The organism is Pseudomonas sp. Irchel 3F3, assembly GCF_900187545.1.
Lineage (GTDB): Bacteria > Pseudomonadota > Gammaproteobacteria > Pseudomonadales > Pseudomonadaceae > Aquipseudomonas > Aquipseudomonas fortuita.
In genome coordinates this window covers 74,516-89,366 of the sequence record NZ_FYDS01000012.1, presented here as the reverse complement: position 1 = coordinate 89,366, position 14,851 = coordinate 74,516, and the positions used below count along the sequence as shown (strand labels likewise).

The 14,851-nt window shown below is 64.0% G+C and carries 16 protein-coding genes and 1 riboswitch; of the genes, 6 read left to right on the top strand and 10 right to left on the bottom strand.

Features of this window, described 5'->3' with window-relative positions; all coding sequences use genetic code 11:
- Window positions 1-67: 67 nt before the first annotated feature.
- The gene (locus CKW35_RS23425) at window positions 68-958 is read left to right on the top strand and encodes an alpha/beta hydrolase (protein WP_070086742.1); all 891 of its coding nucleotides are present in this window, start codon (window positions 68-70) and stop codon (window positions 956-958) included.
- Between the two features lie 7 nt (window positions 959-965).
- Here CKW35_RS23425 and CKW35_RS23420 read toward each other — a convergent pair whose 3' ends face one another.
- Window positions 966-1,952, bottom strand: a complete 987-nt coding sequence (locus CKW35_RS23420; protein ID WP_016484708.1) for a zeta toxin family protein — start codon at window positions 1,950-1,952, stop codon at window positions 966-968.
- 139 nt (window positions 1,953-2,091) lie between these two features.
- A riboswitch (FMN riboswitch) is annotated at window positions 2,092-2,233 on the top strand.
- A gap of 80 nt (window positions 2,234-2,313) precedes the next feature.
- Between CKW35_RS23420 and ribB the strand changes: the two genes are divergently transcribed.
- From ribB to CKW35_RS23395, 5 genes are all read left to right on the top strand, one after another.
- On the top strand, window positions 2,314-2,964 hold the full coding sequence (gene ribB / locus CKW35_RS23415) for a 3,4-dihydroxy-2-butanone-4-phosphate synthase (RefSeq protein ID WP_016484707.1): 651 nt from the start codon (window positions 2,314-2,316) through the stop codon (window positions 2,962-2,964).
- Window positions 2,965-3,157: 193 nt separating this feature from the next.
- Window positions 3,158-3,400, top strand: coding sequence for an exodeoxyribonuclease VII small subunit (locus CKW35_RS23410; RefSeq protein ID WP_003255380.1), 243 nt, complete (start codon window positions 3,158-3,160; stop codon window positions 3,398-3,400).
- Window positions 3,397-4,284: a (2E,6E)-farnesyl diphosphate synthase gene (gene ispA / locus CKW35_RS23405; RefSeq protein ID WP_016484706.1), complete on the top strand. Its 888-nt coding sequence runs from the start codon at window positions 3,397-3,399 to the stop codon at window positions 4,282-4,284. Before CKW35_RS23410 ends, ispA begins: the two co-directional genes overlap by 4 nt.
- A gap of 205 nt (window positions 4,285-4,489) precedes the next feature.
- Window positions 4,490-6,385, top strand: coding sequence for a 1-deoxy-D-xylulose-5-phosphate synthase (dxs, locus tag CKW35_RS23400; protein WP_016484705.1), 1,896 nt, complete (start codon window positions 4,490-4,492; stop codon window positions 6,383-6,385).
- A gap of 124 nt (window positions 6,386-6,509) precedes the next feature.
- The gene (locus CKW35_RS23395; RefSeq protein WP_095116985.1) at window positions 6,510-8,381 is read left to right on the top strand and encodes a TonB-dependent receptor domain-containing protein; all 1,872 of its coding nucleotides are present in this window, start codon (window positions 6,510-6,512) and stop codon (window positions 8,379-8,381) included.
- Here the strand turns inward: CKW35_RS23395 and CKW35_RS23390 are convergent.
- The 9 genes from CKW35_RS23390 to ribBA all read right to left on the bottom strand — a co-directional run bounded on the left by CKW35_RS23390 (window position 8,359) and on the right by ribBA (window position 14,840).
- Window positions 8,359-9,171, bottom strand: coding sequence for a cobalamin-binding protein (locus CKW35_RS23390; protein ID WP_095116983.1), 813 nt, complete (start codon window positions 9,169-9,171; stop codon window positions 8,359-8,361). The two genes, CKW35_RS23395 and CKW35_RS23390, sit on opposite strands and share 23 nt — an antisense overlap.
- Window positions 9,171-9,590 (bottom strand): hypothetical protein, encoded by a 420-nt coding sequence (locus tag CKW35_RS23385; protein ID WP_016484702.1) that lies wholly within the window; start codon window positions 9,588-9,590, stop codon window positions 9,171-9,173. Before CKW35_RS23385 ends, CKW35_RS23390 begins: the two co-directional genes overlap by 1 nt.
- Window positions 9,587-10,204 (bottom strand): GTP cyclohydrolase II, encoded by a 618-nt coding sequence (gene ribA / locus CKW35_RS23380; protein ID WP_016484701.1) that lies wholly within the window; start codon window positions 10,202-10,204, stop codon window positions 9,587-9,589. The genes CKW35_RS23385 and ribA overlap by 4 nt, the downstream gene beginning before the upstream one ends.
- 233 nt (window positions 10,205-10,437) lie before the next feature.
- Window positions 10,438-11,181, bottom strand: a complete 744-nt coding sequence (locus CKW35_RS23375) for an ABC transporter substrate-binding protein (RefSeq protein WP_016484700.1) — start codon at window positions 11,179-11,181, stop codon at window positions 10,438-10,440.
- A 15-nt stretch (window positions 11,182-11,196) separates the two neighbouring features.
- The gene (locus CKW35_RS23370) at window positions 11,197-11,700 is read right to left on the bottom strand and encodes a phosphatidylglycerophosphatase A (protein ID WP_003255391.1); all 504 of its coding nucleotides are present in this window, start codon (window positions 11,698-11,700) and stop codon (window positions 11,197-11,199) included.
- The gene (gene thiL / locus CKW35_RS23365; protein ID WP_016484699.1) at window positions 11,697-12,665 is read right to left on the bottom strand and encodes a thiamine-phosphate kinase; all 969 of its coding nucleotides are present in this window, start codon (window positions 12,663-12,665) and stop codon (window positions 11,697-11,699) included. The genes CKW35_RS23370 and thiL overlap by 4 nt, the downstream gene beginning before the upstream one ends.
- Window positions 12,666-12,683: 18 nt before the next feature.
- Window positions 12,684-13,184, bottom strand: coding sequence for a transcription antitermination factor NusB (nusB, locus tag CKW35_RS23360; RefSeq protein WP_016484698.1), 501 nt, complete (start codon window positions 13,182-13,184; stop codon window positions 12,684-12,686).
- Entirely contained in the window at window positions 13,181-13,657 is a 477-nt protein-coding gene (gene ribE / locus CKW35_RS23355) for a 6,7-dimethyl-8-ribityllumazine synthase (protein WP_003255395.1), read from the bottom strand. Before ribE ends, nusB begins: the two co-directional genes overlap by 4 nt.
- Before the next feature lie 91 nt (window positions 13,658-13,748).
- Entirely contained in the window at window positions 13,749-14,840 is a 1,092-nt protein-coding gene (gene ribBA, locus CKW35_RS23350) for a bifunctional 3,4-dihydroxy-2-butanone-4-phosphate synthase/GTP cyclohydrolase II (RefSeq protein WP_016484697.1), read from the bottom strand.
- Window positions 14,841-14,851 lie beyond the last annotated feature (11 nt).

Genomic DNA, 14,851 nt, shown 5'->3' with positions numbered 1-14,851 from the left:
ATCAGGACTGATTATCATCTTGGCGTTTCAGCCTTGCGGTCCTCGCAACGCCCTGACGAGAAGCCTGATGAGCAAGATGATCCTGACGCTGGCTTTGGCACTGGCCCTTGCAACCCCCGTGGCCCTGGCGCAGCCCGAGCGAAACCAGAAGATGGACACCTCGCTGCTGCAACGTCAAGACCTGGCCTACCGCTTCAGCCAGCTCGACCTTGACTCGGCCGATGGCCAGCGTCATTACCGTTTGTGGATCGGCACGCCGAACCGCCCGGCACCTGCCGCAGGCTACCCGGTGCTGTGGATGCTCGACGGCAATGCCGCCCTGGGCGCCCTGGACAGCGACCTGCTGAATAAGCTCGCCAAGGGCCAGGCGCCGCTGTTGGTGGCGGTGGGGTACCAATCCGAGCAGCGCATCGAGCGGGCCAGCCGCACCTACGACTACACCCCGGCGATTGCTGGGCTGACAGAACAGCGCGATCCGCTGACCGGCCAGCCCAGCGGTGGCGTGGATGTGTTTTTCGATCTGTTGACCCGCCACATGCGGCCGATGGTGGCCAAGGTGGCACCTATCAACCTGCAGCGCCAGACGCTATGGGGGCATTCATATGGGGGGCTGGCAGTGTTGCATGCGCTGTTCACTCGGCCTGAAGCCTTCAGTGATTACGCGGCGGCCAGCCCTTCATTGTGGTGGCATGACGGCGCGATCGTTCGCGAGGCGCAGGGGCTACAGCAGCGATTGGGTAACAAGCGACGACAGTTGCTGCTGATGCGCGGCGATGAAGAGCCGTCGAGCCCTCGGGGGCCGATGAAAGGCGATGTGGAACGGCCGGCGCGGGAGCTGGCGGCATCCCTGGCCGAAGTGCCAGGGATGGAGGTGCACTTTGAACGGTTCAATGGACTGGGGCATGGCGCCATGCTGCCAGCCTCACTGCGCCTGGTCTTGGAGCAGATGACGCATTAGGCCCCGCTCAAGGGTAGATGTACTTGAGCACATACATACTCAACTGGTGGAACACGTCTGCGGGCACGCGCGGCATTTCCGTCTGTGCCCGATCGAGCGTCTTGCAACACAAGCGGACCATCTGCTGTCGCGTGTCCTCCTCAAGCATGCCGGTATGCACAACCTGGGAATATTGCGGATAGGAACATGGCGCGTTGGCCGCAGGGGTTCGGCGAATTTCGAATGACGGGTTCAACTGCGCAGCGGTAAAGAACGGCTTCCCCTTGAAATCTGGCTGAGGCGTCAGGTTATCAACGGCTTCGCAGCGGCTGGAGCATAGCACCTGGCTGTCCATCCCCGTCTCGATTCCGCGTTGATACAACGTGATTTCAGAGTCTTGCACTTTTATGCAGGCATTTTCGAAGGCGTCCAGGATAGCCCGGGCATTGGCTTGCGAACCCTCAATCACCGACAGTGGCATGAACCGCTCGGGCTCGTTTGCGCCGATGCTTTTGATGCCCCGGTCGAGGGTCGCCCAATGGCTGAACTCCTTTTGGCACGCAATCAGGTGCACTTCGAATCGATAACCAGCCTCTACGGCTTGCGCGGGGAAATCGGCGAAACGAAGATCATCGAGCGCGCATTCCATGATGATGTTGTATCGATTATCAAAGGCATGGTTGAAAACCTTTTCACACAAGGCCCAGATGAATGGCTCGGTGTGTTCGTAGACATGCAGCACGCCCTTTTCCTGCATGGCCGCGTAATGCGGATGCAGTTCGCGAAACGAGGGCAAGTACAGTCGCACAAAGTCATCATAGCGCCCGCTTGGCAGCAAGTGGTTGTCCAGCAGGTAAGTCTTGCCGGAGCCTTGGGCCCCGGCCACGATCAAGATGCTGGGGTTGGGGTTGCTGTCCAGGCCCGAGGCGTAGCGTTTTTTATCGAACCAGAGCGGCTCAAGCGAAGCAAATACCTTGTCAAGATCGGCGGCAGTGTAGGGGTAGAGTGTGGTCATGGGTGCTCCTGGGTGAGGTAAGACAGAGCCTGCACTCTATGGGCTGGAAACTGGCACGATGTGGTAAATGGCTACATGCATGCGCCAAAAGTCGAGGTGCACCGGGTTGCCAGCCAGGCGTCACAGTGCTGTATGCTTGGCGGGTCTTCAGGGCGGGGTGCAAGTCCCCACCGGCGGTAAATCGAAAGATGAGCCCGCGAGCGCCCCGGCCATGCCGGGGGTCAGCAGATCTGGTGCAACTCCAGAGCCGACGGTCATAGTCCGGATGAAAGAAGGCGTCAGGCAGGGGCCATCCGGGCGCCCCTGCGCGCGCATTTTGTTCGCCCCGAGACGTTCATCGATCACTCACGAGGAGCGTTTCATGTCCACCCAGCACCACTCGAAGTTCCCCAATGTTTCCGCCGCCATCGCCGCCTTCCAGGCCGGGCGCCCTGTATTGTTGCTCGACGATGACGACCGCGAGGACGAAGCGGACATCATTGCCGCTGCCGAAAACATTACGCTGCAGACCATGGCCATGATGATTCGCGACTGCAGCGGCATCGTCTGCCTGTGCCTGGACGAAGCCACCGTCGACGCACTGCAACTGGCGCCAATGGTGCAGAACAACCAGGCCCGCCACGGCACCGGCTTCACCGTTACCATCGAGGCGGCAGAAGGCATCACCACCGGGGTTTCTGCCCAGGACCGCATCACCACCATTGGCGCGGCACTGCGCTCCAGCGCCGAACAGCGCCATATCGTCAGCCCGGGGCATGTGTTCCCGCTGCGCGCCCGCAATGGCGGGGTGCTGACCCGCCGTGGGCACACCGAAGGCTCGGTGGACCTGGCGCGCCTGGCCGGCCTGCGCCCGGCGGCGGTGCTGTGCGAGCTGATGAACCCCGATGGCAGCATGGCGCGTGGCGAGCAGGTGGCGGTTTATGCGCGGCAGTACAACTTGCCGGTGCTGACCATCGAGGAGCTGGCGCGGTACCGCGAGGCGATGCTGGAACGGGAAGCAGAGCCGGCCTGATAGGCCGCCTTGAGGCTATTCGCGGGTTTGCCCGCTCCCACAGGGTCCGCGCCGGGTTTAGAACCGGTGTAATACCTGTGGAGGTTTACCCGCGAAGAGGCCGGCAAATCCAACCGCATTGCCCGGGAAGTTTGCTCCCCCCGCCCCGCTCTGCTAGTGTCGCGCCGTTCTGAATGCCACCGAGAAAGTCGCCATGGCCCGCAAAAAAGCCTCCCTCGATTTCGAGCAATCCCTCGCAGACCTGCAAGCACTGGTCGAGCGCCTGGAGAACGGCGAGTTGTCGCTGGAAGAGTCGCTGGCCGCCTTCGAGCAAGGCATCGCCCTGACCCGTGATTGCCAGGGTGCACTGGCCCAGGCCGAACAGAAGGTGCAGATCCTGCTGGAACGCGACGGCGAACTGGCCGCGCAGCCCTTCGACGCGGAGCCGGAAGCATGATCGGCACCTACCAGGCCAGCTGCCAGGCGCGGGTCGACGCTGCCCTCGAACGGCTGTTCGTTGCCCCGTCCAAAGAGCTGGAACGCCTTTACGCCGCCATGCGCTACAGCGTGATGAACGGCGGCAAGCGCGTACGCCCGCTGCTGGCCTACGCGGCCTGCGAAGCCTTGGGCGCCCCGGCCGAACAGGCCAACGGCGCGGCCTGCGCGGTCGAACTGATCCACGCCTACTCGCTGGTGCATGACGACCTGCCAGCCATGGACGATGACGACCTGCGTCGCGGCCAACCCACTACCCACAAAGCGTTCGACGAAGCCTGCGCCATCCTGGCGGGCGACGGTTTGCAGAGCCTGGCGTTCAGTGCCCTGCTCGACCCGGGCCTCAGCCCGCAGGCCGACAGCGTACGCCTGACCATGGTCCAGGCCCTGGCCAAGGCCGCCGGCCCGGCAGGCATGGTCGGCGGCCAGGCCATCGACCTCGGTTCGGTAGGCCTGAAGCTGGACCAGCAGGCACTGGAGTTCATGCACCGGCACAAGACCGGCGCACTGATCGAGGCCAGCGTACGCCTCGGCGCCCTGGCCAGTGCCCGTGCCGAACAGGCGCAGCTGGATGCCTTGCAGGTGTATGCACAGGCCATTGGCCTGGCATTCCAGGTGCAGGACGACATCCTCGATGTGGAAAGCGACACCGCCACCCTGGGCAAACGCCAGGGTGCCGACATAGCACGTGACAAACCGACCTACCCGGCCCTGCTGGGCCTGGAAGCGGCCAAGGCCTACGCAACCGAACTGCGCGACCAGGCGCTGGTCGCACTACAAGGGTTCGGGGAAACGGCCGAGCCGCTGCGGGCCTTGGCCCGCTACATCGTCGAACGCCGTAACTGATTGATTGGGGCCGCTGCGCGCCCCATCGCCGGCAAGCCAGCTCCCACAGGTACCTCAGCGGCCTGTGATATGTGAAGCTCCTGTGGGAGCTGGCTTGCCGGCGATGGGCTGCACAGCAGCCCCGTGCGACACCCGTCTGAATGGGCAGTATTTCCTACAATGGGGTAAACTGCCGCGTCTTCACACACCTATAACGACTCGCCTGATGCCCACGACGTTTCAAGAGATCCCCCGCGAACGCCCGGTCACGCCGTTGCTCGACCGCGCTGACACGCCTGTCGGCCTGCGCCGGTTGGCCGAAGCCGACCTGGAGACCCTGGCCGACGAACTGCGCCAGGAACTGCTCTACACCGTGGGTCAGACCGGTGGGCATTTTGGTGCCGGTCTGGGCGTGATCGAGCTGACCATCGCCCTGCACTACGTGTTCGACACCCCGGACGACCGGCTGGTGTGGGACGTGGGCCACCAGGCCTACCCGCACAAAATCCTCACCGGGCGCCGTAACCGCATGCTCAGCCTGCGCCAGAAGGACGGCATCGCCGCCTTCCCGCGCCGCAGCGAAAGCGAGTACGACACCTTTGGCGTCGGCCACTCCAGCACCTCGATCAGCGCCGCATTGGGCATGGCCATTGCCGCCCGTCTGCAGAACAGCGCACGCAAGTCGATCGCGGTGATCGGCGACGGTGCGCTGACTGCCGGCATGGCCTTCGAGGCGTTGAACCACGCCCAGGAAGTCAACGCCGACATGCTGGTGATCCTCAACGACAACGACATGTCGATTTCGCGCAATGTCGGCGGCCTGTCCAACTACCTGGCCAAGATTCTCTCCAGCCGCACCTACGCGAGCATGCGCGAAGGCAGCAAGAAAGTGCTGTCGCGCCTGCCGGGCGCCTGGGAAATCGCCCGCCGCACCGAGGAATACGCCAAAGGCATGCTGGTGCCGGGTACGCTGTTCGAAGAGCTGGGCTGGAACTACATCGGCCCGATCGACGGCCATGACCTGCCGACCATGATCGCCACCCTGCGCAACATGCGTGACCTGAAGGGCCCGCAGTTCCTGCATGTGGTGACCAAAAAGGGCAAGGGCTTCGCCCCGGCCGAGGTCGATCCGATCGGCTACCACGCCATCACCAAGCTGGAGCCGGCCGACAAGCCTGCCGCGCCGAAGACCGTCAGCGGCCCGAAATACTCCGCCGTGTTCGGCCAGTGGCTGTGCGACATGGCCGCTGCCGACAACCGCCTTGTGGGTATTACCCCGGCGATGAAGGAAGGCTCGGACCTGGTCGACTTCAGCGAGCGTTACCCGGAGCGCTACTTCGACGTGGCGATCGCCGAGCAACACGCCGTGACCTTGGCAGCCGGCATGGCCTGCGAAGGGAGCAAGCCGGTGGTGGCGATCTACTCCACCTTCCTGCAGCGTGCCTACGACCAGCTGATCCACGATGTAGCGGTGCAGAACCTCGACGTGCTGTTCGCCATCGACCGCGCCGGCCTGGTTGGCGAAGACGGCCCGACCCACGCAGGCAGCTACGACCTGTCTTACCTGCGCTGCATCCCGGGCATGCTGGTGATGACCCCGAGCGACGAGAACGAGCTGCGCAAGATGCTCAGCACCGGACACCTGTACAACGGCCCGGCAGCCGTGCGCTATCCGCGCGGTACCGGCCCGAATGCGCCGATCAGTGGCGATCTGGACCCACTGGAAATCGGCAAAGGCGTGGTTCGCCGCCAAGGCGAGAAAGTCGCCCTGCTGGTGTTCGGCGTGCAGCTGACCGAGGCCATGCAGGTGGCCGAGCAGATCAACGCCACGGTGGTCGACATGCGCTTCGTCAAGCCGCTGGACGAAGCCTTGGTGCTTGAACTGGCTGGCAGCCACGGGCTGCTGGTAACCATTGAAGAGAACGCCATCATGGGTGGCGCGGGTGCAGCGGTGGGCGAGTTCCTTGCCAGCCAGGCAGTGCTCAAGCCGCTGCTGCACCTGGGCTTGCCCGACATCTACGTCGAGCATGCCAAGCCTGCGCAGATGCTGGCTGAGTGCGGGCTGGATGCGGCCGGGATCGAAGCTTCGGTAAAAGCCCGCATGGCCAGGCTCGGCCTGTAATCCCTGGGGCCGCTTTGCGGCCCATTCGCGGGGCAAGCCCGCTCCCACAGGTCCATCACGCTTTTCGAGAACATTGACAATCCTGTGGGAGCGGGCTTGTCCCGCGAATACTTTGGGGCTGCCCATGAAACCATCCGCCTGTGCCGCACTACTCTGTGCCCCCACATTCCTGCTAGCCGCCGAGCGCGACGACGCCCTCAAGCTCCCCGACGTGCTGATCAGCGCCAGCCGCCAGGTCGAGTCGCGCACCGCCACCAGCGCTGCCAACACCGTCTTCACCCGTACTGACATCGATCGCCTGCAACCCGCCAGCGTCACCGACCTGCTCAGCCGCGTGCCCGGCGTGCAAGTGGCGCCAACCGGTGGCCGGGGCAGCCTGCCTGGCATCTTCATCCGCGGCACCAAGGCGGCACAAAGCCTGGTGCTGGTCGATGGGGTGCGCATTGCCAACGCTACCTCTGGCGACAGCGGCCTGCAGTTTCTGAACGTCGACCAGATTGAGCGGGTGGAAGTGCTGCGCGGCTCGCGCTCGGCGGTGTACGGCAGCGACGCCATTGGCGGGGTAATCCAGATCTTCACCCGTCGCAGCAATGGCCCCGGCCTGCAGCCGCGCCTGCGCACGGCCGCCGGCAGCAACCAGACATTCCAGCGCAGCCTGGGGCTTTCTGGCGGCAGCGACGCGACCCGCTTCAACCTTGGCGCCAGCCTGGATGAAACGGCCGGCATCGACTCGACCGGGCCGTCCTTCGCCAGCGATGGCGACCACGACGCCTACCGCAACAAGGCATTCAACCTGAGCCTGAGCCACACCTTTGGCGAACGCTTCGAGGCCGGCCTGAACCTGCTCGACAGCCGTGGCCGCAGCGAATACGACAACCCGTTCGGCGGCTTCGACCCGGTCACCTTCGAAAGCTACGGCCAACAGCCGTACACCGATTTCAGCGTCAGCAGCCTGGGCAGCTACTTCGATGCCCAACTCACCGACGCCTGGCATTCGCGGCTGGAACTGGCCCACAGCGAGAACCGCGACGACAAGCGCGACAAGCTCAGCGCCGAACGCTTCGTGTTCAACACCTACCGTGATCAAGTCACCTGGCAGAACGACCTGGCCCTGGGCGAGCGGAACAGCCTGCTGCTGGGTGGCGACTGGTACGAAGACCGCGTGCACGCCAGCACCGACTTCACCGAAGACAGCCGCTGGAACCGCGCCGTTTTCGTCCAGCACCGCTACCAGGGCGAGCACTTTTCCACCGAAGTGGGTGTGCGCCATGACCGTAACCAGCAGTTCGGCGGCCAGACCACCTGGAGCGGCAGCCTGAGCGTACCGTTGAACGCACAGAATGATGTGCTGCTGTCCTACAGCGAGGGCTTTAGGGCGCCAACCTTCAACGACCTCTATTACCCCCAGTTCAGCAACCCGGACCTGGACCCCGAGCACTCCAGAAGCTACGAGCTGCAATGGCGCAGCCAACTGACGACGCACAGCCGCCTGGAAGCCTCGCTATACCGCACCGATCTGCGCGATGCGATCGTGTTTGGCCAGGACTCGGTACCCCGCAACGTGGCCTCGGCACAGATCAACGGTTTCGAAATGGCATTGGCGCAACAGTGGGGCGCCTGGCACAGCCAGCTGGGCCTGGCACTGATCGACCCGCGTGACCGTGACAGCGGCCACACTCTCGCCCGCCGTGCACGCCGCACGTTAAGCCTGGATCTGGACCGTGAGCTCGGGCGTTTCACCGCGGGGGCAAGCTGGCAAGCGGTCAGCGGCAGCTACGACGATGAGGCCAACCGCAACCGCATCGGCGGCTATGGTGTGCTCGGTCTGCGCGGTAGCTGGGCCGCCACTGATGAACTGAAACTGGAAGCGAAGCTGGATAACCTGCTGGACCGCTCTTACAGCCGCGCCCTGTACAGTTATGAGGGGGCCTATCACCCCTACCGTGAAGAAGGCCGTACGCTGCTGTTCAGCGTTACCTGGACGCCGGCGCTTTAGCCGCGAGCACTGCGCACAAACGGGCGGTGGCTTCGATCATCTGCCCACTGGGCCGCTCAATGCCTTTGTCGGGTATCACCAGCAAACCGCCATCGGCAACCGCACGCAGTTGCGGCCAGGCCTTCCAGCTTGCCAGTTGCGCTTGATCACCCGCCAGGATGACCTGTGGATTTCGCAGCAGCACAGACTCCACATTCACCTGCGGCGCTGGTTGGCTGAGGTCGGCGAACACATTGCGCGCCCCGCACACGGCCAGGGCATCGCTCACCACCTGCCGGCCACCCAGGGTGTACAACGGCTGGTCCCACACCTGATAGAACACCTGCAAGGGCTCGTCACGCCGGTACTGCTGGCGCAGCTGCCGCAGCCGTTCCCGCAGGGCCTGGGCATATTGATGGCCTTGCCCGGCACGGCCGATACGCTCGGCGATGGCTTCGATCTGCGCGATCAACTGGTCGATGTCACGGGGCTCTGCACTAAAGGTGGCAATGCCCAGGCGCTTGAGCTGGTCGCGCTGGGCAGGTGGCACGCTGCCCGGCCAGAGCAGCAGCAAGTCAGGGCGCAGGCTGAGCAGGCGCTCCATGTCCAGTTGACCTTGGCTCCCTACCGAGGGCAGGTCGCGCAGGGCTGCCGGCCGTTCGCCACCGTCGAGCACGCCGACCAGCAGGTCGTCGGCCTGCAGTTCAAGCATGATTTCAGTCATCGAAGGCGCCAGGCTGACCACCCGCAAGGGGTCAGCGGCCAGCGCGGTACAGGCGAACAGCGCCAGCAGGCCAGGTAGAAAGCGCATCAGCCCAGTTGGCGCGGAATGCGATAGAGGTACAGCACCACCACGGTGGACAACGCCAGCAGGATCTGCGGCACCGCCTCCAGGCCGACCAGTACAGACAGTGCGGCGACCCAGGCCGGCAAGCAGGCGTACAGCATGGCCATGCGCCGCACCCGCGCCAGTTCGATCCAGGCAGCGGGCTCTTCGCCCGTGCCGAGCACCTTGGAGGTGGCGATCAGTGCGCGCTTGTAAGCGCCGAAGCGCGGCAGGCTGAGGAACATGGTCGCCGCGCCGGCGATGAACAGTGGCATGGCCAGCACCGGGATCAGCGCGTCACCACCACCAAAGGCCCAGGCCATGACCGGCAGCGGCACCAGGCCCACAGCCAGGTACTGCCACCAGGCCAGTGCCAGGCGCCGCTTGACCTCGGCGCGGGTCACGCCTGGGGCACCTCGCCCTGGTGTTCATTGCCCAGCATGTGGCCGAGTTTGCCGGCCTTGGTCGCCAAGTAGTAACGGTTGTGGGGGTTGTGGCCGGTGTGCAGCGGCACACGTTCGGCAACCACGATATTCATGTCGGTCAGGGCTTTGACCTTGCGCGGGTTATTGGTCATCAGGCGCAGGGCTTTCACGCCCAAGTGCTCCAGCATCGGCAAGCAGATGGCGTAGTCGCGCTGGTCGGCGGCAAAGCCCAGGCGTTCATTGGCTTCGACGGTATCGGCGCCACCATCCTGCAGCTCGTAGGCGCGAATCTTGTTCAACAGGCCGATGCCACGGCCTTCCTGACGCAGGTACAGCAGTACCCCACGGCCTTCACGGGCGATCGCCTGCAGCGCGGCTTCCAGCTGCGAACCGCAGTCACAGCGCTGGCTGAACAGGGCGTCGCCGGTCAGGCACTCGGAGTGCAGGCGCCCCAGCACCGGCTGGCCATCCGCAATGTCACCCAGGCTGAGCACTACGTGCTCGCGGCCAGTGGCTTCGTCGAGGAAGCCGTGCATGGTGAAGGTCGCGAATGGCGTCGGGAGTTTAGAGGCGGCAACAAAGACGACGGGCACGTTGTGCTCCTGGAATAAGTTGGAAATTTCTCGTGGGCCGATTGTATCAGCCGGTTGCAGGCTGTGGGCGGGCTGAATACCGCGGGTTAAGATCGAAAAGTTCGATGCTTAGGTTCACCAGGCCCGGCCTTATCGCCGGCAAGCCGGCTCCCACAGGTACTTCACAGGATCCGAAGCCGCAGTGATCCTGTGGGCGCTGGCTTGCCGGCGATGGAGTGCGAAGCGCCCCTGCTTCAATGGGGTTTGCTGTCTGCAGTGAACGGGTACGGCTGTTTCCAGTGCTCGAAAATCGGCTTCAGCTCGCCGCTGCGCACCAGTTCGTCCATGCGCTTGTCGAACAGGTCACTCAGGGCCTTGGCCTGGCCATTGTGGGCAAACGCCAGGTACAGCGGTAATTCGGCCACATGGTTAAGGCGGAAGCGCTCGGGGTGGGATGACTGGCTGAGGACGTAATTGACTTCGGTCAGCGCATCAATGTAGAAGTCCACCCGGTCATGCTCGAGCATCGGCAGAATGCCTTCGCGGCGCTGAATTTCACGGAATTCATGCACATCTGGCAGGTAGCTGCCGTAATCGTAGCCACGCACCCAGGCCAGGCGATACTTGCCCACGTCCTGCGCAGTGGGCACAGGTTTGCTGGCAAGCCCCAATGCGTAGATGTGGTCGACGTCGAAGTGCCAGCGTGGGTACAGGTTGTCGTCGTTCTCTTGCTTGTACGAGCCCACCCAGGCATCGGCTTCGCCGCGTTTGACCAGCCCGACTGCACGGCTGTAGGGCGCGCTCTGGGTCACCACCTGGACCCCTGCCGGCTCGAACACCTTGCGCAGTACGTCCCAGGCCACCCCGGTACCGTCAGCGTTGGTGTAATCGAGCCATTCTTCACTGACCAGGTGGATCTGCTTGGGCACGCCTTCAGCAGCTGCCACCCATGGGGCAACGCTCAGCAGCACTGCCAACAGCAACGTCCTTATGGCCATTCACGCGCTCCCTGTTCAGGCAACCGCCCACACCAGAACCTGCATGCCCAGCCAGGCAAACACGCCGGCCAGGATATCGTCGAGCATGATGCCGACACCCCCGTGCACATGGCGGTCGATCCAGCGGATCGGCCATGGCTTGAGGATGTCGAAGAAGCGGAACATCAGGAACCCTGCCAGCAACCACTGCCAGCCCTCCGGCACCAGCCAGAGGGTGATCCACATGCCGACAATCTCATCCCAGACAATGCCTTCATGGTCGTGTACGCGCAAGTCATTGGCGACTTTGCCGCACAACCAGAAGCCAAACAGCATGCTTACGCCCAGCAACAGCCAATAGCCCCAGTCAGGCAGCATCTGCCACAACGGGATGAACGGTATGGCCACCAGCGAACCCCAGGTACCCGGGGCCTTGGGCAAGGTACCCGAACCGAAGCCAAAAGCGATGAAGTGCCACGGGTTGCGCCAGACCGAAGGCGGAACAAACTCCGCAGGCACCTGATTGGGGTGATCGGTCACGGTGTCTCCCTAAAGTGTTGATAGCCCCGCTGAACGGGGGTGATGTCCCGGCCCTGCACGTCGCGCAAGGTGACGCCCTGCCCTTCGAGCACACGACCAATGGTATGCACCTCGACCACGCCAAGATCAGCCAAGGGCGCCAGCGCCTCAGGCGGCAGCGTAAAAGCCAGCACGTAATCATCGCCACCGGCGAGGGCTGCCTGCACTGCTGCTTCGCGGCCGAGGAAAGCCTCTACAGCAGGAGACACTGGCACCTGGGCCAGGTTCACCTCCAGCGCAACGCCGGACGCCTTGGCGATGTGCCCGCAATCAGCGAGCAGGCCGTCAGAGATGTCCAGCGCCGCCGTGGCCCGACCACGCAGCAGCGTTCCGAGGGTGAGCTGCGGCATTGGCGACCAGTAATGGGCCAGCAGCGGCTCGGCCTGTTCAGCAGGCGCCTCGCGCTCGCCCAGCACCAGCGGCAGCGCGCCGGCCGCCTTGCCCAGCACCCCGCCAACGCACAGCAGGTCGCCTGGCCGTGCACCGCTACGGCGCAACGCCTGGCCTGTCGGTACACGGCCAAACACGGTAACGGTTATGCTCAGCGGGCCTCGGGTAGTGTCACCCCCGATCAGGCTCATGCGGCAACGGTGGGCCATGCGGCTGAGGCCGTCAGCATAGGCTGCCAGCCAGTCAGGGCCAACATCAGGCAAGGTCAGGGCGAGGGTGAAGCCGATCGCAGTTGCACCCATGGCGGCCAGGTCACTGGCGGCCACGGCCAGCGAACGCTGGCCAAGCAGCAGCGGATCGCAAACAGCGGGAAAATGCACCCCGGCGACCAGGGTGTCGGTCGACACCGCCAGTTGCTCACCGGGGGGAAGGGCCAGCAGGGCGCAATCGTCGCCGATACCCAGGGCCACGCCTTCGCCGCCCTGCGCACAAGGCGCGGCGGCGAAGTAATGGTTGATCAGCTCGAACTCACCCATGGCTCGGCAGCGCCAGAATCAGCGCTTGTTCGCCTTGACTTCGGCTTCACGCAGCGACGGTGCCAGCTTGTCCAGCACGCCGTTGACGAACTTGTGGCCGTCGGTGGCACCAAAGACCTTGGCCAGCTCGACACCTTCGTTGATCACTACGCGGTACGGTACGTCGACGCGCTTGATGAACTCCCAGGTGGACAGACGCAGCACGGCCAGCTCGACCGGGTCGAGCTCTTCCAGCGTCATGGTCATGCAAGGCGCCAGGGCCTTGTCGATTTCGCCCTTGCTTGCCGGAACCCCATGCAGGATTTCACGGAAATAGGCACCGTCGACATCGGTGAAATCGTTATCCACCCGGAACTGCGCTTCGATCTCGTTCAGCGAATGCTGCGCCATGTGCCACTGGTACAGTGCCTGGGTCGCGAGCTTGCGGGCTTCGCGGCGCTTGGCGCTCTTCGAGGGCTTGCCGGCATCCGCAGGTTTTGGATCGCGCGGGTTGAAACGATCGCTTTCGTCGCTAATCACTTGGCCTCCAACTGCGCCAGCAGGCTGACCATTTCCAGTGCGGACAGGGCAGCTTCAGCACCTTTGTTGCCGGCCTTGGTGCCGGAACGCTCGATGGCTTGCTCGATGGAGTCGACGGTCAGTACGCCGAAGGCCACTGGAACACCGAACTCCATGGACACCTGGGCCAGGCCCTTGGTGCATTCGCCCGCCACGTATTCAAAGTGCGGGGTACCGCCACGGATCACGGCGCCCAGGGCGATGATCGCGTCGTAGGCGCCTTGCTGGGCGACCTTCTGTGCTACCAGCGGGATTTCAAATGCGCCCGGGGCACGGATGATGGTGATGTCGCTTTCGCTGACACCGTGGCGTACCAGGGCATCAACGGCACCGCTTACCAGGCTTTCAACGACGAAGCTGTTGAAGCGGCCAACCACCAAAGCATAGCGACCTTTGGGGGCGATGAAGGTACCTTCGATGGTCTTCAGGGTCATTCCGATATTCTCATCTTCAAGAGCGAGGCCGCATACAAGCGGCCTCGACAGGGGTCTGGACTCGAGCAGAGGGCGTCAATGCCGCCTCAAGTCACTCGGAGGGCACGTATTCTACAACTTCCAGATCGAATCCGGATATCGCGTTGAACTTCATCGGCGAACTCATCAGGCGCATCTTGCGCACACCGAGGTCGCGCAGGATCTGCGAACCGGCGCCCACGGTGCTGTAGGTAGTCGGTGCCTTGGCGGGTGCATCGCCCGCGCTTTCGCGGATGTGGGCCAGCAACACGTCGCCGTCCAGCGGGTGACCCAGCAGCAGCACCACGCCACTGCCAGCCTCGGCCACGGCAGCCATGGCAGCACGCAGGCTCCAGCGGCCTGGCTGCTTGACCAGCAACAGGTCGCGCAGCGGGTCCATGTTGTGCACACGCACCAGGGTAGGCTCTTCGGCGCAGATCTTGCCCAGGGTCAGGGCCATGTGCACGTCGCCTTCGACCGCGTCGCGGTAGGTGACCAGGTTGAACTCGCCCAGCTCGCTCTCCACCGGCTGCTCGGAAACACGCTGCACGGTGCGCTCGTGGATCATGCGGTAGTGGATCAGGTCGGCGATGGTGCCGATCTTCAAGCCGTGCTCGGCGGCGAACACTTCCAGCTCGGCGCGACGCGACATGGTGCCGTCGTCGTTCATCACTTCGCAGATCACGCCGCTTGGCTCGAAACCGGCCATGCGTGCGAGGTCGCAGGCGGCTTCGGTGTGGCCGGCACGGGCCAGGGTACCGCCGGGCTGGGCCATCAGCGGGAAGATGTGGCCAGGGCTGACGATGTCTTCGGCCTTGGCGTCCTTGGCAGCGGCGGCCTGCACGGTGCGTGCTCGGTCGGCGGCGGAAATGCCGGTGGTGACGCCTTCGGCGGCTTCGATCGATACGGTGAACTTGGTGCCGAAGCCCGAGCCGTTGCGCGGCGCCATCAGCGGCAGCTTCAGCGTTTCGCAACGCTCGCGGGTCATCGGCATGCAGATCAGGCCACGGGCGTGCTTGGCCATGAAGTTGATATGTTCGGGCAGGCAGCATTCGGCCGCCATGATGATATCGCCTTCGTTCTCGCGGTCTTCGTCATCCATGAGGATGACCATTTTGCCCTGGCGGATGTCTTCGACCAGTTCTTCGATGCTGTTGAGCGCCACGCGGCACCCCC